Origin of the sequence: Burkholderia sp. LS-044, from assembly GCF_004803625.1 — a bacterium.
GTDB lineage: Bacteria > Pseudomonadota > Gammaproteobacteria > Burkholderiales > Burkholderiaceae > Burkholderia > Burkholderia cepacia.
In genome coordinates this window covers 89,282-111,043 of record NZ_SSWO01000006.1, presented here as the reverse complement: position 1 = coordinate 111,043, position 21,762 = coordinate 89,282, and the positions used below count along the sequence as shown (strand labels likewise).

14 protein-coding genes and 1 pseudogene are annotated in these 21,762 nt (G+C 65.8%); 12 read left to right on the top strand and 3 right to left on the bottom strand.

The genetic code is table 11. The features are described from left to right. Positions 1–8: 8 nt before the first annotated feature. A pseudogene (locus tag E9536_RS17450) lies at positions 9–149 on the top strand (transglycosylase SLT domain-containing protein); the annotation flags it as partial. Between the two features lie 151 nt (positions 150–300). Here E9536_RS17450 and E9536_RS17445 read toward each other — a convergent pair. Beyond that, a complete protein-coding gene (locus E9536_RS17445) occupies positions 301–1,098 on the bottom strand; it encodes a GNAT family N-acetyltransferase (RefSeq protein WP_136470275.1) in 798 nt (265 codons plus the stop codon). A 281-nt stretch (positions 1,099–1,379) separates the two neighbouring features. Here E9536_RS17445 and E9536_RS17440 point away from each other — a divergent pair, with 281 nt between their 5' ends. The 11 genes from E9536_RS17440 (at position 1,380) to E9536_RS17390 (ending at position 19,947) form a co-directional block, all read left to right on the top strand. Further along, a complete protein-coding gene (locus E9536_RS17440) occupies positions 1,380–1,685 on the top strand; it encodes an NIPSNAP family protein (protein WP_059697138.1) in 306 nt (101 codons plus the stop codon). Positions 1,686–1,996: 311 nt separating this feature from the next. Then, positions 1,997–2,647, top strand: coding sequence for an NAD(P)H-dependent oxidoreductase (locus tag E9536_RS17435; RefSeq protein WP_027790596.1), 651 nt, complete (start codon positions 1,997–1,999; stop codon positions 2,645–2,647). Positions 2,648–2,882: 235 nt separating this feature from the next. After that, entirely contained in the window at positions 2,883–3,101 is a 219-nt protein-coding gene (locus E9536_RS17430; RefSeq protein WP_021157097.1) for a hypothetical protein, read from the top strand. A 95-nt stretch (positions 3,102–3,196) separates the two neighbouring features. After that, complete coding sequence (locus E9536_RS17425) at positions 3,197–4,099, top strand: hypothetical protein (protein ID WP_059697139.1); 903 nt, start codon at positions 3,197–3,199, stop codon at positions 4,097–4,099. 1,203 nt (positions 4,100–5,302) lie between these two features. Next, entirely contained in the window at positions 5,303–12,796 is a 7,494-nt protein-coding gene (locus tag E9536_RS17420) for an ESPR-type extended signal peptide-containing protein (protein ID WP_136470396.1), read from the top strand. Between the two features lie 123 nt (positions 12,797–12,919). Further along, on the top strand, positions 12,920–13,582 hold the full coding sequence (locus E9536_RS17415; RefSeq protein WP_060083256.1) for an OmpA family protein: 663 nt from the start codon (positions 12,920–12,922) through the stop codon (positions 13,580–13,582). Positions 13,583–13,979: 397 nt separating this feature from the next. Beyond that, the gene (locus E9536_RS17410) at positions 13,980–15,125 is read left to right on the top strand and encodes a DUF2827 domain-containing protein (RefSeq protein ID WP_048025465.1); all 1,146 of its coding nucleotides are present in this window, start codon (positions 13,980–13,982) and stop codon (positions 15,123–15,125) included. 14 nt (positions 15,126–15,139) lie between these two features. Next, the gene (locus E9536_RS17405; RefSeq protein ID WP_027790588.1) at positions 15,140–16,294 is read left to right on the top strand and encodes a DUF2827 domain-containing protein; all 1,155 of its coding nucleotides are present in this window, start codon (positions 15,140–15,142) and stop codon (positions 16,292–16,294) included. Positions 16,295–16,320: 26 nt separating this feature from the next. Further along, positions 16,321–16,788, top strand: coding sequence for a DUF4019 domain-containing protein (locus E9536_RS17400; protein ID WP_136470274.1), 468 nt, complete (start codon positions 16,321–16,323; stop codon positions 16,786–16,788). 30 nt (positions 16,789–16,818) lie between these two features. Beyond that, positions 16,819–17,955: a DUF2827 family protein gene (locus tag E9536_RS17395; protein ID WP_136470273.1), complete on the top strand. Its 1,137-nt coding sequence runs from the start codon at positions 16,819–16,821 to the stop codon at positions 17,953–17,955. 24 nt (positions 17,956–17,979) lie between these two features. Further along, complete coding sequence (locus E9536_RS17390; RefSeq protein WP_136470272.1) at positions 17,980–19,947, top strand: FkbM family methyltransferase; 1,968 nt, start codon at positions 17,980–17,982, stop codon at positions 19,945–19,947. A gap of 100 nt (positions 19,948–20,047) precedes the next feature. Here E9536_RS17390 and E9536_RS17385 read toward each other — a convergent pair whose 3' ends face one another. Together E9536_RS17385 and E9536_RS17380 are read right to left on the bottom strand one after the other, a co-directional pair. Beyond that, a complete protein-coding gene (locus tag E9536_RS17385; protein ID WP_060286178.1) occupies positions 20,048–20,464 on the bottom strand; it encodes a hypothetical protein in 417 nt (138 codons plus the stop codon). A 93-nt stretch (positions 20,465–20,557) separates the two neighbouring features. Next, positions 20,558–21,361, bottom strand: coding sequence for an EAL domain-containing protein (locus E9536_RS17380; RefSeq protein WP_027790583.1), 804 nt, complete (start codon positions 21,359–21,361; stop codon positions 20,558–20,560). Positions 21,362–21,762 lie beyond the last annotated feature (401 nt).

Genomic DNA, 21,762 nt, shown 5'->3' with positions numbered 1-21,762 from the left:
AGTCGGGCTTCGATCGCCACGCGGTCAGTGTGGCCGGCGCACGCGGGTTGAGGCAGGTGCGGCCCATCGCCCATCGCAATCTCGTCGCGCAAGTGAAAAACCTGTCCGATCCGGCCACCAACGTGCGGATCGGTGCGGCCATCTCATGAAGGATCGCGTCAGGGCATAAAAAGCGCGTAAACGTCCGTTTCGCCGCGGCGCGGCGGGGGTGTCTCGAGGGCCGTACACGAGCGGGAGCGCCACACTCCGCTCGTTCGGCGTTTACGCGGCAAAACAGGAGCAGGAACCGGAGCACGGCGTTCAGCCGAAGGTGTAGCGCCCGTGCTGACGCGGACGCCACGGCGACGAGCGGCAACTCGCGGCACCGGCCGCGCGTCGCGCCGCCCAGCCAGCGCCACGCCGCACGTACCGATCGCGCCGGACCAGCGCGGCCACGCGAGACGGCAATGCATGAGCAACACGCCGCACGGCCGCCATGCGCGCGGCCATTCGCGACGCCGGCGATGCCGACGACACCCGGCGCACGACATGCGCGACGGGCCGCTTGCAGAGGATCGCGCTGTCGTAGCGCTTGCCGTCGAAGCGCATCACGTCGACGACGTCGAAACCCTGCGAGCCGTAGAACGCGAGCAGGTGCGAAGCGGGATGCGGCGTATCGAGCGCGAGCAGCGTATAGCCGCGCAACGCGGCCCACCGCTCGGCGAACGACAGCAGCAACGCGCCGATCCCGCGGCTCTGGCAATCCGGGTCCACCGCCACCTGCCGCACGCTCGCGACGCCTTCGCGCCGGTACAGCGGGCAGGCCGACGACGGATCGGTCGCATACAGCGTGGCCGTGCCGATCACGCGTCCGCCGCACACGGCGACGTAGCACTCGCCCGCTTCCGCGCGACGGCGCGTGACGGCCTCGTCCTGGTCGACACACGTACAGTTGAGCCCCATCGCGCCGAGCCGCGCGAACGCGCGATGCAGCATCGGCGTGAGTTGGGCATAGCTGTCGAAGGCCGGATCGAAACGCCGCACGATCACCCGGTCGGCGCACGCGGAAAGCGGCGCGGCAGGCGTGTGTTCGGCGATCGCGTTCCAGGGTATCGACATTGCCATGCTCCGTGGTTGGGATGCCCGAAGTCTATGAGCGCGCCGATGGCCCCCGCAAGAAAAAATGTCGTAAAAGTTTGGGGACGTGCGTGCGGGAGAAACGGTTGCGACGGTGCACGCCGCGGCGTCGCGTGCGCCATTGCGAACGCATGACGGCACACCGATCGTTGCGCACGCAAGCAATGCATCGAGCGCGACGGCGTCGATCGCCGGCGCGCGCCGTTGACACATGCTGCAGCGCCATCCACACTCGCCGAATTCTCTCCGCTCCAGGCGCGCCCATGATCACCTGCTTCCTTCGCTACGTCATCGATCCGTACAAGCTCGACCAGTTCGAAACCTACGGCAAGATGTGGATTCCGCTCGTCGAGCAGTTCGGCGGCACGCATCACGGCTACTTCCTGCCGTCCGAAGGGGCAAACAACATTGCGCTCGCGATGTTCTCGTTCCCGAGCCTCGCCGAATACGAACGCTACCGCGAGCGCTCGATGGACGATCCGGCCTGCCAGGCCGCGTTCCGCTACGCCGAGGAAACGCGCTGCATCGTCAGCTACGAGCGCAGCTTCTTCCGGCCGGTGTTCGACTGACGGGCCACGGCCCGGCGCATCGCGCCCCTTTTCCTGACCGGGACAAAAAAAAGCCCCGCCTGCATCCGCGCGGCGGGGCCAACCCATGTCAGTAGAGACATCATGGAGGAGACGGGCCCATCTTATCGACCGCGGCCGGCCAGCCCAACCAAGCATTTCTGCTATCGATCCGTGCGACCGCGCGCACGATTGCCCGTGCCTCCCGGCATATCGATAGAACGAAAAGTCGTTTTCAGAGTGGCGGCGGGGTCGTTACCATCTGGTTTTTAAGCCTGTGCTTAGCCGGGCAAGCCATCCCCAAGGAGCGCCCCTTGACTGCATTCGATCAACACCGCCGCCCGTTCGTCGTCGGCATTGGCGGTACCACCCGGGCAGCGTCGTCGACCGAACGCGCGCTGTCGTTCGCGTTGCGCGGCGCGCAGGCAGCCGGCGCACGCACGCGCCTGTTCGACGGCCCGTTCCTGCATACGCTGCCGCACTACGCCCCCGAACACAAAACGCTGACCGACGCGCAGCGCGAACTGATCGACGCCGTGCGCCAGGCCGACGCGATCATCATCGCGACGCCCGGCTATCACGGCGGCGTCTCCGGCCTCGTGAAGAACGCGCTCGATACGCTCGAGGAACTGCGTGCGGACGATCGGCCCTATCTCGACGGACGCGCGGTCGGCCTGATCGTCACCGCGTACGGCTGGCAGGCGGCGGGCACCGTGCTGACGTCGCTGCGTTCGATCGTGCATGCGCTGCGCGGCTGGCCGACGCCGTTCGGCGCGACCGTGAACACGCTCGAAACGCGCTTCGACAGCGCCGACAGCTGCTCGGACCCGAAGGTCGTCGCCCAGCTCGAGACGGTCGGCACGCAAGCGGCCGAGTTCGCGCTCGCGTTCGCGTCGCATCGCGCGGCCTCGCATGCGGCGTCGGTCGATGCGCTCGCGCCTGTGCTGAAGATCGCCAACCAGTAATTCCCCCGCCTTTCACCGCCCGCGCCCGGACGACCCCGTTCGCCGGCGCGGGCGGTGCACATTCGGACGAACGGCCGCGCGCCGTGCACGCCGACGCTGCCCCCGGCTGCCCTTTCCCCGTACCCCGCGCCGATAACGATTCGGCCCGCCGCGTGATTTGCATTGGCCGAAAGATTGGTTCACGCGGCCGGCGGGTTTTCGTACGCTGAACATCCGAACTCTCTCCGCGCACGCCATGAACCGTACGATCCGCTACAAGGGCTACGAAGTCGCCCCCGCTGCCGCCCGGTTGCCGAACGGGCTGTTCGCCGCCAACCTGACGATCGCGAAGGCAAGCAGCGGCCCGTCGCCGCGCTCCGTCTCGTTCGACGCGATCGATTTCTTCTTCGAGGAAGAACACGCGCTTGCCTACGCGTCCCGCTGGGGCCGCCTCTGGGTCGACACGCACGCGTGACGCACGCCTGGCCGGCGTGCGCATGGCCGCTCGAAAATACGCAATTACGGAAGCTATGCAAGAATCTTTCGATCCGTAATCGCACAACAATAGCCATGAGTGACACGCTGCAGGAACAGCACGCAGCCGCAGATCACGCAATGCGCAACTGGACCTTCGAGAGGCAAGGTCCGGTCCGGATCGGTTCCGATGCGCACATGCAGATGTTCTGCCGCATGCTGCTCGACACACACAACCCGTACAAGCCGGCGGTCATCGACTGGCCGGCGCTCAAGCCCGCCGAGCTCAAGCGGCTCACGTCGCTGCCGATCTGGGACATCGCGGTGCAAACCGAAGGTCGTGCATCGATCCGCGTCGCGACCTATGCGGCGACGGTCGGCGATCCGCTGCTGCGCCGCGCGCTCGAGATGGACGGCGGCGAGGAAGCGCGCCACAAGGTCGTGCTGTCGAAGCTCGTCGAGGCATACGGCATCCGGCTCGCCCCCGAGCCACCCTACCCGGCGCCGAAGGATCCCGAGTGGTCGTGGATGGTCACGGGCTTCAGCGAATGCATCGACAGCTTCTTCGCGTTCGGCCTGTTCCGTTCCGCGCAGCGCTCCGGTTATTTCCCGCCCGAACTCGTCGACACCTTCGAGCCCGTGATCCAGGAAGAAGGCCGCCACATCCTGTTCTTCGTGAACTGGTACGCGTGGTACTGGCGCAGCCTGCCGTGGTGGCGCCGGCCCTGGTTCTTCGCGCGGGTCGCGGCCGTGTGGGTGCATTTGATCCGCGAGCGCATCGGCATCGCGCGCGGGATCGATGCCGACGGCGTCGCGCGCGACGCGAACTTCCCGGCGACGAACACCGCCGACATCGGCGAAGCACTCAAGCCGCGCGAGCTGATCGAACTGTGTCTCGCCGAGAACGATCGGCGGATGGCCGGTTACGACAAGCGCCTGCTGCGCCCGTTGTTCGTGCCGCGTATGGCACGGCTCGCGCTGCGGTTTCTCAAGAAGTAAGGCAACCGCTCCGGGCAAGGGCCCGGTTGCCCGGTCGAGCATCCTGGCAACCGGGCCTCGGCCATCATCACGTCCGGGCCGGCTGAATGCCGGCCGGTGGCAATCGCATCGTCCGCATCCGGGCGCGCAGCAGCGCAATACGCTGTGATCAACGTATCCGTTCTGCTCCGTGCCCCGCGTCCCGTTCACACCTCGATGCGCGTTCGTCACACTTTGCATGGCGAGCCGCATCGCTCGAGCTCCCCGGCCCGCCGCCCGCTCGACGCCGCCACATCGCCACATCGCATGCGGTGTGAAACCTCACCGGCCTGCATCCACCTGCCAGATGTGGCGCCCTCGACACATTCGCTCACGCCGTTTTTTCTTCGGCGCTTCGAGGCGCGCGGACAAATTGTCACACCCAGGATTTGACAATTCAGGGGCGTCGGCCAACGGCTTTAACAACCTGCCGCCAGCACGCGCAAACCGGTAGCGGGTAATGCCTCCCGGACGGGCTCGCCTCGTCGTCAAACCCCACACGAATGTCAACATCAACGAAATAGTCAATAGGACAAATTCGAAATACGAATGACGACGGCCCTGACCATCGCCCTGTAGCACTTTTTTACAAATTCGACGCGCCATCCCGCCCGGAACGCCCGTCGCACGGGCCATCGCAGCGAACGAAATGCGCATATCAGCACAGCCCGGCATTCTTAATTTTGAATTAAATTGATTTAAAGATAATCCAGTAAATCAATAATAAATCGAAAACAAAATCTCGAATTAACAAATTAACGAGGTGGATATCCCATTATCGCAAAACACGCCGCTAAACATTACAAATTAGAAAGGAACGCCTCGCTCGCAAACGTTTGCTATTTCACTTTCCTTACTTTTGGTCCCAAAGCATCTGTAACCTGCCGCACAAAACAAACATAACTCATTGATTTTTATGGATAAAATGCCGCGCATGCCAAGGGAGCTCGATCCTACATTTTTCATTCTTACATCTTACAAATTCATTCCTCATTGACGCATCAAAACACGGCTTATTAACCATCCTTTAACTTTTCAAACCCGATATTTATCACTTTTTAGCAATCTGAAAAATCCTCCTCCAATAAACTCCGCCCATCAATTTTGAGATTCGCGCGAGCGCACGGAGCATTCCTCTAACAAAAGAGACCGGTGTGTGGCGTGCACATTTGGAGGTAGCAGGACATGAACCGCACATACCGCTCGATCTGGAACGAAGCCCTCGGCGCCTGGGTCGCTGCATCCGAACACGATTCGGCACGGGGCAAGCCGAACAAGTCGGCTGTCTTGGTCGCAGCCGTCGCGGCCCTGGCGATCAGCCTGCCCGGGCTCGCCGAGGCCAATACGATCAACACACAGCAGACCTGCCTTACGGGAAGCAGCGGCGCGGTCGGCCGCGTGAACCCGGGTGGCACGCAAAACCAGGCCGGCGACGGCTCCGGTACGTACTCGGTCGTGGCCGGGTGTAACTCCAACGGCAACGGTTTCACGGGTGTCACGGTTTATGGCGCGTTTGCACAAGCAAACGGCAACGGCGCCGTCGCCATGGGTATCCAGTCATCTGCCGCCTTGTGGGGTGTGGCAACCGGCCTTGAAACGACCGCCAGCGGCATCGGCGCGACCGCCCTCGGCTTCGGCTCGACGGCAGCCGCGCTGAACTCCGTCGCAATCGGCGGCGCGGGCGGCAACGGTACGACGCCGCTGTCGCAGGCAAACTCGACCATCGCATCGGGTGCGGGCTCGATCGCAATCGGCAGCAACGCAACGAAGGGCGCGCAGTCGGCCGCTTCGGACAGCATCGCGGTCGGCGGCCAGTCATCCGTCGCATCGGCCGCCACGTCGGGGATCGCACTCGGCCGCGGCGCGACCGTCAACGGCGCGTACGGCATCGCTCAGGGCGACGGCATCGTCTCCGGCGCAACCGGCCAGAACGTCGCGATCGGTTCGTCGGGTACGACGGCCAACAGTGGTAGCGCGAACGGCGGCGCGGTGGCAATCGGCCGCGCGCAAACGGCCAGCGGCGACGGCGCGGTCGCGCTCGGCACCAGCAACTCGGCGAACGGCACGGGCGCGGTCGCGCTCGGCAACGGCAACTCGGCGAACGGCACCGGTGCGGTTGCGCTGGGCAGTGGCAACAGCGTGACGGGGACGGGTTCGGTCGGTATCGGCAGCGGCGCCAAGGCGACCTATGCGGGTTCGAGCGCAATCGGTGCCTCGTCGTATGCGGGCGGGACTTCGGCGCCTGCCTCCGCTTTCGGGAACGGGAGTTCCGCGACGGCGAACTATGCAACCGCGATCGGCGTCAACGCCAGCGCTGCCGGCGGCGGCAGCGTTGCGCTGGGCGTGGCCACTGCGAGTGCGCTCCAGAGCGTTGCAATCGGCCAGCAATCCAATGCTTCTCAAGCCGGCAACATTTCGATCGGCTCGTTTGCGACGGCCAGCGGCAACGGCAATGCGGTCGCGATGGGCTATCAATCGACCGCTTCCGCCGGCAACGCGATGGCGCTCGGCTACCTGTCGACGGCCAACGTTGCAAACTCCGTCGCCCTTGGCAACAACTCGGCGACGATTGGTGCGGCGGACACGGCAACGGGCGGCACCGGTTCGGTCAGCTCCGCCACGATCGGTGGCCAGACGTTCGGTAACTTTGCGGGCGCAAGCGCCGCCAACGGCGTCGTCAGCGTGGGTACGGCGGGCAACGAGCGTCGCATCCAGAACGTCGCGGCAGGTCTCGTCACGTCGACCAGCACCGATGCGATCAACGGTAGCCAGCTCTACTCGGTCGCGAGCACGACGACGTCGAGCATCACGAGCCTGTCGACGTCGGCTTCGACCGGCTTGTCGTCGGCGAATAGCTCGATCACGTCGCTGTCGACCTCCACGTCGACGGGTCTGTCGTCGGCCAACAGCTCGATCGGCTCGCTCTCGACCGGTCTCTCGTCGACGAACAGCTCGGTCACCTCGCTGTCGTCCTCCACGTCGACGGGTCTGTCGTCGGCCAACAGCTCGATCGGCTCGCTTTCGACCGGCCTCTCGTCGACCAATAGCTCGGTCACTTCGCTGTCGTCCTCCACGTCGACGGGTCTGTCGTCGGCCAACAGCTCGATCGGTTCGCTGTCGACTGGCCTCTCGTCGACCAATAGCTCGGTCACCTCGCTGTCGTCCTCCACGTCGACGGGTCTCTCGTCGGCCAACAGCTCGATCGGTTCGCTCTCGACCGGCCTCTCGTCGACCAATAGCTCGGTCACCTCGCTGTCGTCCTCCACGTCGACCGGCCTGTCGTCGGCTAATAGCTCGATCACGTCCCTGTCGACTTCGACCTCGACTGGCTTGTCGTCGGCCACCAGTTCGATCGGTTCGCTCTCGACCGGCCTCTCGTCGACCAATAGCTCGGTCACCTCGCTGTCGTCCTCCACGTCGACTGGCCTCTCGTCGGCTAATAGCTCGATCACGTCCCTGTCGACGTCGACCTCGACCGGTCTGTCGTCGGCCACCAGCTCGATCGGCTCGCTCTCGACCGGCCTCTCGTCGACCAATAGCTCGGTCACCTCGCTGTCGTCCTCCACGTCGACTGGCCTCTCGTCGGCCAACAGTTCGATCACGTCGCTGTCGACGTCGACCTCGACTGGCTTGTCGTCGGCCACCAGTTCGATCGGCTCGCTCTCGACCGGTCTCTCGTCGACCAACAGCTCGATCACTTCGCTGTCGACGTCGACCTCGACCGGCCTGTCGTCGGCCAACAGCTCGATCGGTTCGCTGTCCACCGGCTTGAGCACGGTCTCGACGAAGACAGACAACCTCGGCAGCAGCACGGCCTCGGCACTTGGCGGTGGCTCGACGTATGACCCGACAACCGGCAAGGTCTCGGCCCCGTCGTACACCACATACAACGCGAACGGCACGACGTCGACCGCCAACAGCGTCGGCTCGGCAATCGACAGCATCAACAGCCAGGGCATCAAGTACTTCCACGCGAACTCGACCGGCGCCGACAGCACCGCGACGGGCACCGACGCCGTCGCCATCGGCAGCGGCGCCATCGCCAGCACGAACAATTCCGTCGCGCTGGGCGCCGGCTCGAAGGCCGACACCGCGCCCGTCGACACGAGCAGCGCAACCGTCGGCGGCGTCACGTTCGGCGGATTCGCAGGCACCAAGCCGGTTGGCACCGTTAGCGTCGGCAGCGCCAACAACGAGCGGCAAATCACCAATGTCGCCGCCGGCCAGGTAACGTCGACCAGTACCGACGCGATCAACGGTAGCCAGCTTTATTCCGTCGCCCAACAGGTCGGTACCGCGACCAGTGCCATTTCGTCGCTGTCGACTTCGACGTCGACCGGTCTGTCGTCGGCCAATAGCTCGATCACCTCGCTGTCGACTTCGACGTCGACCGGTCTGTCGTCGGCCAACAGCTCGATCACCTCGCTGTCGACTTCCACGTCGACGGGTCTGTCGTCGGCTAACAGCTCGATCACGTCGCTGTCGACCTCGACCTCGACGGGCTTGTCGTCGGCCAACAGCTCGATCACGTCGTTGTCGACTTCGACCTCAACCGGTCTGTCGTCGGCCAACAGCTCGATCACCTCGTTGTCGACCTCGACCTCGACCGGCTTGTCGTCGGCCAACAGCTCGATCACCTCGTTGTCGACCTCGACCTCGACCGGCTTGTCGTCGGCCAACAGCTCGATCACGTCGTTGTCGACCTCGACCTCGACGGGTCTGTCGTCGGCTAACAGCTCGATCACGTCGCTCTCGACTTCGACCTCGACGGGTCTGTCGTCGGCCAACAGTTCGATCACGTCCCTGTCGACTTCGACCTCGACCGGTTTGTCGTCGGCTAACAGCTCGATCACTTCGCTGTCGACTTCGACCTCGACGGGTCTGTCCTCGGCTAACAGCTCGATCACCTCGCTGTCGACGTCGACCTCGACCGGCCTCTCGTCGGCCAACAGCTCGATCACGTCGTTGTCCACGTCGACCTCGACGGGTCTCTCGTCGGCCAACAGCTCGATCACGTCGCTGTCGACTTCGACCTCGACCGGTTTGTCGTCGGCCAATAGCTCGATCGATTCGTTGTCGACCTCGACCTCGACGGGTTTGTCGTCGGCTAACAGCTCGATCACGTCGCTCTCGACTTCGACCTCGACGGGTCTGTCGTCGGCCAACAGTTCGATCACGTCCCTGTCGACTTCGACCTCGACCGGTTTGTCGTCGGCTAACAGCTCGATCACTTCGCTGTCGACTTCGACCTCGACGGGTCTGTCCTCGGCTAACAGCTCGATCACCTCGCTGTCGACGTCGACCTCGACCGGCCTCTCGTCGGCCAACAGCTCGATCACGTCGTTGTCGACGTCGACCTCGACCGGCCTCTCGTCGGCCAACAGCTCGATCACGTCGTTGTCCACGTCGACCTCGACGGGTCTCTCGTCGGCCAACAGCTCGATCACGTCGCTCTCGACTTCGACCTCGACGGGTCTGTCCTCGGCTAACAGCTCGATCACCTCGCTGTCGACGTCGACCTCGACCGGCCTCTCGTCGGCCAACAGCTCGATCACGTCGTTGTCCACGTCGACCTCGACGGGTCTCTCGTCGGCCAACAGCTCGATCACGTCGCTCTCGACCTCGACCTCGACCGGTCTGTCGTCGGCTAACAGCTCGATCACTTCGCTCTCGACCTCGACCTCGACCGGTCTGTCGTCGGCTAACAGCTCGATCGATTCGCTGTCGACGTCGACCTCGACGGGTCTGTCGTCGGCTAACAGCTCGATCACTTCGCTCTCGACCTCGACCTCGACCGGCCTCTCGTCGGCGAATAGCTCGATCACGTCGCTGTCGACCTCGACCTCGACGGGTCTGTCGTCGGCTAACAGCTCGATCACTTCGCTCTCGACCTCGACCTCGACCGGTCTGTCGTCCGCGAATAGCTCGATCGATTCGCTGTCGACCTCGACCTCGACCGGTCTGTCGTCGGCTAACAGCTCGATCACTTCGTTGTCGACCTCGACCTCGACCGGTCTGTCGTCCGCGAATAGCTCGATCGATTCGCTGTCGACCTCGACCTCGACGGGCCTCTCGTCGGCTAACAGCTCGATCACTTCGCTGTCGACCTCGACGTCGACCGGTTTGTCGTCGGCTAATAGCTCGATCACCTCGTTGTCGACTTCGACCTCGACCGGCCTGTCGTCGGCCAACAGCTCGATCACTTCGCTCTCGACCTCGACCTCGACCGGCCTCTCGTCGGCCAACAGCTCGATCGATTCGTTGTCGACCTCGACCTCGACGGGTCTGTCGTCGGCTAACAGCTCGATCACTTCGCTGTCGACGTCGACCTCGACCGGCTTGTCGTCGGCCACCAGTTCGATCGGCTCGCTGTCGACCTCCACGTCGACCGGCCTCTCGTCGGCCAACAGCTCGATCACTTCGCTGTCGACTTCGACCTCGACGGGCTTGTCGTCGGCCACCAGCTCGATCGGCTCGCTGTCGACCGGCCTCTCGTCGACCAATAGCTCGGTCACCTCGTTGTCGACCTCGACCTCAACCGGTCTGTCGTCGGCCAACAGCTCGATCACGTCGCTGTCGACTTCGACCTCGACCGGCCTCTCGTCGGCGAATAGCTCGATCACGTCGCTGTCGACCTCGACCTCGACCGGTCTGTCGTCGGCTAATAGCTCGATCACGTCATTGTCCACGTCGACCTCGACCGGCATCAGTTCGCTGTCCACCGGCCTGAGCAGCACGAACAGCTCGGTGTCGTCGCTGTCGACCTCGACTTCGACGGGCCTGTCCTCGGCGAACAGCTCGATCAGCTCGCTGTCGACCTCCACGTCGACCGGCCTCTCCTCGGCCACCAGCTCGATCACGTCGCTGTCCACGTCGACCTCGACCGGCATCAGCTCGTTGTCCACCGGCCTGAGCAGCACGGACAGCACGATCCTGTCGCTGTCCACGTCGACGTCGACCGGCATCGGCTCGCTGTCCACCGGCCTGAGCAGCACGAACAGCTCGGTGTCGTCGCTGTCGACTTCGACCTCGACCGCGATCAACGCCGCGAAGACGCACTACTACAGCGTCAACGACAACGGCACGCAGCAGGCCAACTACGACAACACGGGCGCCACCGGCACCAACGCACTCGCCGCCGGCGTGAACGCCAGCGCGGCAGGCGCGAGCAGCGTGGCAGTCGGCGACGGTTCGAACGCGCAGTCGGCAGGCGCGGTCGCGATCGGCCAGAACGCATCGGCCACGGGCGGCAAGGCCGTGTCGATCGGCTCCGGCAACACGGCAACCGGCGACGGCGCAGTCGCGATCGGCGACCCGAGCATCGCGACGGGTACCGGCGCGGTCGCACTGGGCGCGAACGACACGGCGACCGGCAACGGCGCAGTGGCGCTCGGCAACGCGAACACCGCAACCGGTGCCAGCGCACTCGCCCTCGGCAGCTCGAACCAGGCCACCGCGGACAACACGATCGCGCTGGGCAACCAGTCCACGGCCAGCGCAGTCGGTGCACAGGCCTACGGCTCGAGCGCCACGGCCAGCGCCGCCAACGCGCTCGCCCTGGGTTCGAACGCCACCGCGAACGTCGCCAACTCGATCGCACTCGGCGCGAACTCGGTCACGGCCGCGGCCGTCGGCACCTCCAGCGCCACGATCGGCGGCGTCACGTACTTCTTCGCGGGCAACTCGCCGGTCGGCGTGGTGAGCGTCGGCGCACCGGGTGCGGAACGCCAGATCACGAACGTCGCCGCCGGCCGGATCTCGGCCACGAGCACGGACGCGATCAACGGCAGCCAGCTCAACGCGACGAACAACGCGGTCAACGCGCTGTCGACGTCCACCGCGTCGAACGTCGCATCGCTGTCGACCGGCATCAACTCGCTGTCGACGGGCCTGAGCACGACGAACAGCAACGTGGCCTCGCTGTCCACGTCGACCTCGACCGCGATCAACTCGCTGTCGACTGGCTTGAGCACAACGAACAGCAACGTCAACTCGCTGTCGACGTCGACCTCGACGGGCATCGGTTCGCTGTCCACCGGCCTGAGCACGACGAACAGCAACGTGGCCTCGCTGTCGACCGGCGTGACCAACATCAACAATCAGTTGAACCAGCTGTCGACGTCGATCAACAACAACACGACGCGCGCCGCCAACAACAACGGCATCGCGGCCGACATGAACGGCAAGGGCACCGACGTCCCGACCGTCACCGCGGGTTCGAACTCGGTGGCGATCGGTGCGAATTCGAACGACGGCGGTCGCTCGAACGTGGTGTCGGTCGGCAACGACCAGCAGCAGCGCCAGATCACGAACGTCGCGCCGGGTACGCAAGGCACCGACGCGGTGAACGTGAACCAGCTGACGCAGGTGCAGACGACGTTGTCGACGGCACTGTCGGGCCAGCAGGCGCAGATCAACTCGCTGGGTTCGCAACTGCAGCAGACCGACCAGATGGCGAAGCAGGGTATCGCGGCCGTCGGCGCGATGGCGTCGATCCCGCAGCTCGATCGCGACGCCAACTTCGGGATGGGTGTGGGCACGTCGACCTTCCTCGGCCAGAAGGCGATGGCGGTCAACATGCAGGCGCGCATCACCGAGAACCTGAAGGCGTCGATCAACGGCGGTTTCAGCGGCGGTCAGAAGGTGATCGGCGCCGGCATGCTGTACCAGTGGAAGTAACGCGTCGCGCCGCCAGGCCGCCCGGCTCGCCAGCCGGACGGCTTGCGGCGGCCCCGACGGCCGGACGAGCCCGCGCGCAACCCGTGGCGGGCTTCAGTCAACCCAAGTTTTGAGGATGTAACCGTGAACAAACTCGCTCTTGCGCTCGCGCTTTCCGCTACGGCCCTCGCCGCGTGCTCGACCGCATCCGGCCCGACCTTCAGCGCCTCCGAACTCCAGCCGCGCGACGGCGTGCGCACCTTCCAGGTGGACTGCCACGGCCTGCTGTCGGGCCCGGAAACCTGCATGAAGGCCGCCCGCAAGATCTGCGGCGAAGAGCCCGTGCGCGCCGTCGATTCGGCCCGCGCGCTGCGCGACAAGTCCGATCCCGCGACGCTCGTCTTCCAGTGCGGCGCGGCGCCGGCCCAAGCGGCGCAGGCCGCCGCGCCGGCGGCAGCCGTCGTCGAACAGGTCAACCTGTCGGGCGACGCGCTGTTCGCCACCGACCACGCGACGCTCGCCCCGACCGCGCGCGAATCGCTCGACCGGTTGCTGAGCGAGCGCGCCGACCACACGTACTCGCAGGTGAGCGTCACCGGCTTTACGGATTCGGTGGGCAGCGACGACTACAATCTCGCGCTGTCGAAGCGCCGCGCCGAATCCGTCGCGGCCTATCTGAAGGCACACGGCCTGAAGACCGATTCGCTGACGGTCTCGGGTCGCGGCAAGGCCGACCCGGTCGCGTCGAACGCGACGCCCGAAGGCCGCGCCAGCAATCGCCGCGTCGAAATCCGCCTGCAGCACTGAGCGGGCCGCCGCCGCGCGCGGCGCCCCGATCCGGCCGGCCGTCAGCGCCGCGCCGGACCCGCCCCCCGCCGGACGCCCCGGGCGCCGCTTCGCCGGCGCCCTGCTCGCATTGACCGGCGGCTATGTCAAAGTTCGTCACGTCCCGCCAAAACCGGCGATTTCCGTGCCACAATCGCCGCAGACAGTCGCCGGGGCAACCTGTCCGAATCACGCGCCGTGCCAGGCGTACCCGATGACACGCCGGAAACCGGCTGCCGCCCTCGCGAACCAGGTCGCCCGATTCGCCCGCCGCGGCGCACCGGCGCAAATGCAACCATGACAATCCACGGCGCGCCGCTTCCAGGCCAGACGCTCGACGCGATGCCCGGACGCACGACGCCGCAGAGGAAACCAACCGGTGACGGACATCAATGAAGCCGCCTCGGGCGGCACCCGCAAGCAACGGCCGGCGGTCGGCATCTCGCTGTTTGCGCGCGACGGCCAGGCGATCTGGGAAAACGGCATCCACCAGAACATCGCGTTCCTCGCGATGATGCTCAAGCGCTCGGATCGCGTCGGCCCCGTCTACTTCCTGAACGGCGGCGACGCCAACGCGCTGCCGGCCGGCCTCGAACTCGACGGCCTCGACATCCCGCTCGTGAAACCCTCCGACGTCACGCACGAACTCGACGTCGTGATCGAAATGGGCGCGCAGCTGCCGGTGGAGTGGCTCCGACACATGAAGGCGCTCGGCAAGAAAATCGCCGCGTTCTTCTGCGGGCACGTGTACGCCGGCCTGTGCGAAACCCCGATCTTCGGGAAGCCGTCGGGACACGTCTTCAACGGCGCGCCGTTCGACGAAGTCTGGCTGCTGCCGCAATACGACAAGACCGCGGCGCCGATGCTGCGGACCATCCTGCGCGCGCCCGTCCACCTGATGCCGCACATCTGGTCGCCGTACTTCCTCGATCGGCGCATCGCCGCGCTCGCCGCGGAAGGCGCGACGTTCGGCTATCGGCCCGGCCGCCGCCCGTGGTACCTCGCGATGCTCGAGCCGAACATCTCGGTCGCCAAGTCCTGCCACTATCCTATGCTCGCGTGCGACGCGTTCTACCGTGCGCGTCCGGACGCGGTTCAGCACATGTTCGTCGTGAACTCGTTGCACATGAAGGAGCATCCGACCTTCGTGCACTTCGCGAACAGCCTCGATCTCGTGCGCCAGCACAAGGCGACCTTCGAGCCGCGCCTCGACCTGCCGGGCTTCATGGCGCGCCACGCGGATGCGGTCGTGTCGCACCACTGGGAAAACGGGCAGAACTATCTGTATTACGACGTGCTGTACGGCGGTTATCCGCTGATCCACAACTCGACGCTGATCGGCGACGCCGGTTATTACTACCCGGACTTCGATTCCGCCGCGGGCGGCCGTGCGCTGCTCGACGCGTGGCTGCATCACGACGAACGTCTCGACGACTACCGCGCGAAGGCCGGCCGGCTGCTGCAGTCGGTCTCGATCGACAACCCCGCGAACCTCGACGCGTTCGTCTCGCGTCTGGTCGCCTGAACCGGAGAATACGCATGTCGGACTCCAATGCCCGTCAAGCGCCCGGCGAGGGCAAGCGTCTCGTCGTCGGCGTGTCGCTGTTCGTGCGCGGCGCCGGCCAGTCGCTGTGGGAAAACGGCATCTTCCAGAACTGCCTGCTGCTGATCCTGCTGCTGCGCCAGTCGCCGCTCGTCGCGGAAGCCGTGATGGTGAACGGCGGCGAACAGGTCGCCGATCCGCAGATGATGCTCGGCGAATGGGACGTGCCGCTCCTGTCGATGGACGAAGCACTGCAGCGCTGCGACGTACTGATCGAAATGAGCGCGCAGTTCGGCGCGGATTACCTGCGCGCGTTCCGCGAGCGCGGCGGCAAGGTCGTCACGATGCGGGTCGGCAACGACTACGTAATCGACATCGAACGCGCGATGTTCAACAAGCCGTCGGGTTTCCTGTTCTCGGGCGCACCGTACGACGCCGTGTGGACGATTCCCGAATTCGAGCGCTCGTGCCTGCACTATTACCAGACGGGCCTGCGCGCGCCCGTCACGATCGTTCCGCACATCTGGCACCCGATGCTGTTCGACAAGGCGCGCGCGACGCTCGGTGCCGGGCTGTCGTTCGGCTATGAGCCCGGCAAGCCGCGCTGGCGCGTGACGATGTTCGAGCCGAACATCTGCATGGTGAAGACGAGCGTCATCCCGATGCTGGTGACCGAGGAGGCGTATCGCGCGAAGCCCGATTTCCTCGAGTTCGTGCGCGTATGCAACACGCTGCACCTGAAGGAACATGCGACGTTCGTCCATTTCGCGAAGAGCCTCGACATCGTGAACCACGGAGTCACGACGTTCGAGAGCCGCTACGCGGTGTACGAGTTCATGGCCGCATTCGGCGACGCGGTGGTGTCGCACACGTGGGAAAACGCGCAGAACTACCTGTACTACGAGCTGCTGTACGGCGACTACCCGCTGATCCACAACTCGCCGTTCCTCGGCAAGGCCGGGTATTTCTATCCGGACTTCGACTGCCAGGCCGGCGGCCGCGCGTTGCTGAAGGCGTTCGCCGAGCACGACGCGAACCTGGAAGCGTACCGCGAGCAGTCGAAGCACGTGCTCAGCTCCGTGAGCATCTACAACCCCGAGAACGTCGCCGCCTATACGGACGCGATCGCCACCCTTTATCGCGACGCGTGACGCACCGCCCTTTTCCGGACTCGGACATGACCGCACGCACGCCCCTCACCCGCGCCAAATGGCTGATCGGCTGCGCCGTCGCATCGATCGCGATCGGCGCGCATGCGCAAGCCGACGGCGAATCGGCCGACGCGCTGCTCCGCGACTCGGACGCCGTGTTCAAGCAGCTCGACGCCGGCCAGTACAACGCCGTGTGGACCGATGCCGCCGCGTTCGTGAAGGCGCGCATCAAGCAGGACCAGTTCGCGTCGGACATGCAGCGCGCGCGCCAGTCGGTCGGCGCGGTGCGTCATCGCGGCTGGGCGCAGATCACGCGCATCCGCTACACCAACGCGTCGACGACACCCGACGGGCTCTACGCGAACGTCGATTACACGACGACGCTGACGAGCGGCGCGACCATGTTCGAGAAGCTGAGCTTTCGCCGCGAGGATGACGGCCACTGGCGCCTGACCGGCTATGTGCCGCGCTCGTCGCAAAACTACACGCCGTAACCCGAGCAACGCCCGCACCACGGAGCCGTCATGAAACTCAATGTCGCGATAACGATGAACGTGCAGCGCGACTCGACGCAGTCGATCTGGTACAACGGCGCGAACCAGCACTGCGTGTACCTGTACATGCTGCTGAAGCAGTCGCCGCTGATCGGCGAGGTCTGGCTCGCGCACGACGAAGGCGTGACCGAGTATCCGCAGGCGCTGATGATGGACGCGTTCGGCGACGCGCTGCGGCCGCTGTCCGCCGTCGTCCACCAGACCGACCTGCTGATCGAGATGAACGCGTTCGTCGACTCGACGCACACCGACGCCGTGCGCCGGCGCGGCGGCAAGTGCGTGTCGTACCGCTTCGGCAACGACTACGTGATCGCCGTCGAGACGATCAACTTCGAGAAGAATCCGTGGCGGCCGAACCCGCACCGCGTGCAGTTCGACGAGATCTGGACCAACCCGCAGCACATGCATACGTGCGCCGCGTATTTCCAGGCCGTGTACCGCTCGCCGGTGATCGAGCTGCCGCACATCTGGTCGCCGTATTTCATCGAGCGCAGCCTCGACGCCGATCCCGAACTGAAGGCGCGCTTCGGTTATCGGAACCACGGCCCCGCGAAACGCATCGCGTTTTTCGAGCCGAACCTGAATGTCGTGAAAAGCTCGATCGTGCCGATGCTCGCCGCCAACGCGTGCTACGTCGAGCATCCGGAACTCGTCGAGCACGTGTACATGACCAACACGTTCGACAAGAAGGAAAACGTCGCCTTCAAGCATCTCGCGCTCGGGCTCGAGATGGTGCGCGACGGCAAGGCGACCGCCGACGTGCGCGCGCCGTTCGTCGCGTGGGCCGCGCATCACACCGACATCGTCGTGTCCCACCACTGGGAAAACGGCCTCAACTACCTGCTGTACGACGCGCTGTACGGCAACTACCCGCTCGTGCACAACTCGCCGTTCCTGCGCGACGTCGGTTATTACTATCCGGACTTCGAGATCTTCGATGCGGCGCGTGCGATCGCGACCGCCGCGCAGACGCACGACGCGCGGCTCGACGAATACGCCGCCGCGGCACGCCGCTGCCTGCACCAGGTCGACACGCTCGCCGCGCACAACGTCCACGCGTATTCCGCGCAGATCCAGCAACTGTTCGCCGGCCGCGCACTCGGCTGACCTCATTCGCCCCTGCTACCGCCCATGAATCAGACCGTCCGCAATTTCGTCGTGATCGATTCGATTCACGGTCCGTTCGTCATCAACCGGCACTGCGCGTACCAGGCCGAAGCATTGATCAAGACCGGGCGGCCGCACATCCAGGATGAGCTCGACACGATCCTGAAGGTGATCGACCAGTTGCCGGACGATGCGATCGCCGTGGACGGCGGCGCGAATGCGGGGCTCGTGTGCGTGCCGATCGCCCACCGGTTGCATGCACGCGGCGGCCGCGTGTACGCGTTCGAGCCGCAGCGCACGCTGTTCCATGCACTCGGCGGCACCGTCGCGCTCAACCAGCTCGACAACGTCCATCTGCTGAACATGGGGCTCGCCGGCGCCAACGGCACGATGAAGGTGCCCGACGTCGACTACGGGCAGGATGCCGACTTCGGCCAGGTATCGCTCGTCGGCGCGCACGCGGAAGGCGGCACGCCGACGCCGGTCGTCAGGCTCGACGCGCTCGGCCTGCCGCGGCTGGATTTCCTGAAGCTCGACATCGAAGGCATGGAGATCGACGCGCTGCGCGGCGCGCGCCGTCTGATCGAGACGCACCTGCCCTGGTGCTGGGTCGAATACTGGAAAGTCGGCGAGGCGCCGATCATCGCCACCTTTGCCGGCCTCGACTACACGTTCTACCGGATGGACCCGCTGAACCTGCTTTGCGTGCCGAACGCGCGCTGGGACAGGCAGCGGCTGGTCATCTCGATCGAACCGATTGCCGTCGCGTCGCCGGCCGACGCCGATGCGCCCCCCGACGCAGCCGCCGACACCGACGCGCCTGAAACGCACTGGAACCGCGCACTCGACCATGAGTCGCGCTGCGAGTGGGGGCACGCGATCGACCGCTGGCAACGCGCGCGCGGCCGCGGGCTCGACGACGATGCGATCGCACTGCAACTCGCGTCGTGCTACGGCTTTGCCGGGGCACCCGACGCCGGGCTCGCGGCGCTCGAACGCTTCGGCGATCCGGATGCGCTGCCCGACGCGACGCGCGGCCGCATCGAGCTGATGCGTTCGATGCTGCTGCTGCGCGCCGGCCGGCGCGACGAAGCGGCCCGCGCCACCATCGCGAGCGAAAACGTCCTGACGGCAGCACAGTTCGGGCTGCCGACGGAGCGGCTCTACCAGGGCCAGCCGCTGCAGGGCAAGCGGCTGCTGGTGCTCAGCTACGGCGGTGTCGGCGATCAGCTCCAGTACGCACGCTACCTGCATGCGCTCGACACGCTCGGCTGCACGAGCGTGACCGTCGTCGTTCCGGACGCGCTGACGGGCCTGATGCGTCACACGTTCCCGCACATCGAATTCATCGGCGCGCACGGCGCGTGGATCGACACGTCGCAGATCGCACACGACTACTGGTGTTCGTTCCTGGTGCTCGCCGCGCAGTTCGGCTACGCGCCGGCGCCCAAAGGATCGGCGGGCGCGTACCTGTCCTGCCCGCCCGGGCATGCGGCCGCGTGGCGCGAGCGCGTGTCGCGCGACGGCCATGTCGCCGGCACGCGTCGCATCGGGCTCAACTGGCGCGGGCGCGACGAAAGCGACGCGCGCTTCCATCGCGCGGCCAGCCTGCGCGACCTCGCGCCGCTGACGCGGCTGCACGGTCACGCCGCGTACTGCATCAACCGCGACCTGTCCGCGCAGTCCGAGCAATCGGACCTGCCGGTGACCTTCCCGCATCACGCGATCGGCGATTTCAGCGACCTGGCGGCGCTGATGCTCGCGCTCGACGCGGTGGTGACCACCTGCACCGCGCACGTCCATCTCGCCGGCGCGCTCGGCGTGCCGGCCGTGCTGCTGCTCAGCCCGAAAGCCGACGCGCGCTGGGAAACCGGCTCACGCACCGCCCTCTATCCGGGCGTCCGGATCGTGCGCGCCGCGCACGTCGGCCGATGGGACGACGCGGTCGACCGCGCGATGGCGTTCGTGCTCGGCGGATTCGGGAAGGATTGACCGGTTTGGCGCACGCTCGGGCCGCTACACGAAAAGATGAGATCGACGCGGGCCGCGCGCATCGCGCCGCGCCCGCGCCCGCGACCGGCGTGAACAGGCGCTAGACCAGCACCCGGTCGCCGCTCTGCGCGGCGAACACACGGCCATGCCGCCGGCCCGTCCGCGCGAGCACCGCGAAGCAGTGCGCGACCCGCCGGCTGATGCCGCCGGATTGCTTGACGAGGCTGTCGGACACGCCGCGCGCGATCGCCGAATCCTCGCCGCACGCGCCCGCGATGACACCCGCGTAATAGTGCCGCGCGGCCAGTTCGCGGCCGCCGGCGTCGAGCGGCGTCATCCGCTGGATGCGGCGCGCAATGGTTGTCAGTCCGTCGAGATACGGCGCGACGTCGATCGGCACTTCGGTCGATTCGGCGCCCAGCTGCCACAGCATGTCGGCCAGCTCGGCGATCGCGACGAGTTCGCGCGCACCGGCTGCCTGCGTGCCCGTTCCGCTTCCGGCCTTCGTCCCCGCCATGCCCATGCCCCTTTGCGATTCGTCCCGGCCACGCGCCGGCCACGCCCGACACCGGCGTGCGTCATGCACGCCACCCCGCCTGTTTCCGCGCCGTCACGCGGCGGCCGGCGACCGCCATGAAAAACGGATGCCCTGCGCCCAGGCGACGCCGGCATCCACGATGATCTGCCGGTCGATCTCGCTCTCCACGCCTTCGACGACGACGTGCCGCGCACCTTCATGCGCGAACGCGATCAGCCTGCGGAACTGGTAGCGGCCGATCGCGTTGCGCTTGATCATCGACAGGATCGACCGGTCAAGCTTCACGATGTCGGGATTGCCGACCACCAGGTTGTTCAATGCGCTGAAGCCGACCCCGAAATCGTCGATCGCGATGCGGCATCCGGTCTGCCGGAAGCGGTTCACGAACGAACGACCCGCGACGGGATTCAGCGGCCCCGTCTCCGTGATCTCGACCACCAGCCGCGCCGCGACCGACGGCTCGCGCTCGAGCCGCCTGAAGATGGCCAGCCACGCGTCGTCGACGACCGCGCTCGCCGCCGCCACATTGCAGCCGTAGACGGCAGCCGGATCGGCGCGCAGCGCGTCGATCGTCCGGCCGACCACGAGCCGGTCGAACCACCGCATCAGCCCGAGCGCCTCGAGGCGCGGCAGGAACGCGACCGGCGGCAGCGCATCGCGCTCCCCCCACCGCAATCGCGCCAGGCATTCCTGGTACAGCACACCGCCCGACAGGTCGGCCCGGCACACGGGCTCTTGCGCGAACGCGAGCCGGCTCTCCACGAAACTGCGTACCGACGCGAGGTCGGGATGATCGTCGGGGGCGCCGAACACGAGATCGATTTCGTCACGATTCGCTTCCCGATTCGCCTCCTGGCGAGCTTCGACCGCATTCATCCGGCGCTCCGGCAAATGGCGAGCCGCCGATCGCGGCTCGACCTCAACAAACATGCGGAGCAAACCGATCATGACGTGCTCCGCCGCCTACCCGGCCCATCCTGTTATGTCGATCTTTTCCGGGGAGCGTACTTTTCGCTTCGGCGCGCCGTCAAATTCGATATTTTCAACGATATTCAGTTACTGGAATACACCACGCATGCGCGATACCGATTGTGCGACAGGTCACACTAACGCAAATTACCTAAACCCGATCCGGATATTGTTTATTAAAACCACCTAAACATCCTTGCCCGAATCAATTCCCGCGTAATTTGCATGCCTCGCAAATTCGAAAGCCTTCAATTAATCAGATAAATACCGGCCCGCGAGGCAGCGCCCTCGCCCGCTGCCGGACTCGC

Excerpts from the sequence above, each read along its gene's own strand:
- E9536_RS17425 (WP_059697139.1), top strand. The coding sequence starts at position 3,197 with ATGAGTGACACGCTGCAGGAACAGCACGCAGCCGCAGATCACGCAATG.
- E9536_RS17430 (WP_021157097.1), top strand. The coding sequence starts at position 2,883 with ATGAACCGTACGATCCGCTACAAGGGCTACGAAGTCGCCCCCGCTGCC.
- E9536_RS17445 (WP_136470275.1), bottom strand. The coding sequence starts at position 1,098 with ATGTCGATACCCTGGAACGCGATCGCCGAACACACGCCTGCCGCGCCG.
- E9536_RS17440 (WP_059697138.1), top strand. The coding sequence starts at position 1,380 with ATGATCACCTGCTTCCTTCGCTACGTCATCGATCCGTACAAGCTCGAC.
- E9536_RS17420 (WP_136470396.1), top strand. The coding sequence starts at position 5,303 with ATGAACCGCACATACCGCTCGATCTGGAACGAAGCCCTCGGCGCCTGG.
- E9536_RS17385 (WP_060286178.1), bottom strand. The coding sequence starts at position 20,464 with ATGGCGGGGACGAAGGCCGGAAGCGGAACGGGCACGCAGGCAGCCGGT.
- E9536_RS17390 (WP_136470272.1), top strand. The coding sequence starts at position 17,980 with ATGAATCAGACCGTCCGCAATTTCGTCGTGATCGATTCGATTCACGGT.
- E9536_RS17380 (WP_027790583.1), bottom strand. The coding sequence starts at position 21,361 with ATGAATGCGGTCGAAGCTCGCCAGGAGGCGAATCGGGAAGCGAATCGT.
- E9536_RS17405 (WP_027790588.1), top strand. The coding sequence starts at position 15,140 with ATGTCGGACTCCAATGCCCGTCAAGCGCCCGGCGAGGGCAAGCGTCTC.
- E9536_RS17395 (WP_136470273.1), top strand. The coding sequence starts at position 16,819 with ATGAAACTCAATGTCGCGATAACGATGAACGTGCAGCGCGACTCGACG.
- E9536_RS17400 (WP_136470274.1), top strand. The coding sequence starts at position 16,321 with ATGACCGCACGCACGCCCCTCACCCGCGCCAAATGGCTGATCGGCTGC.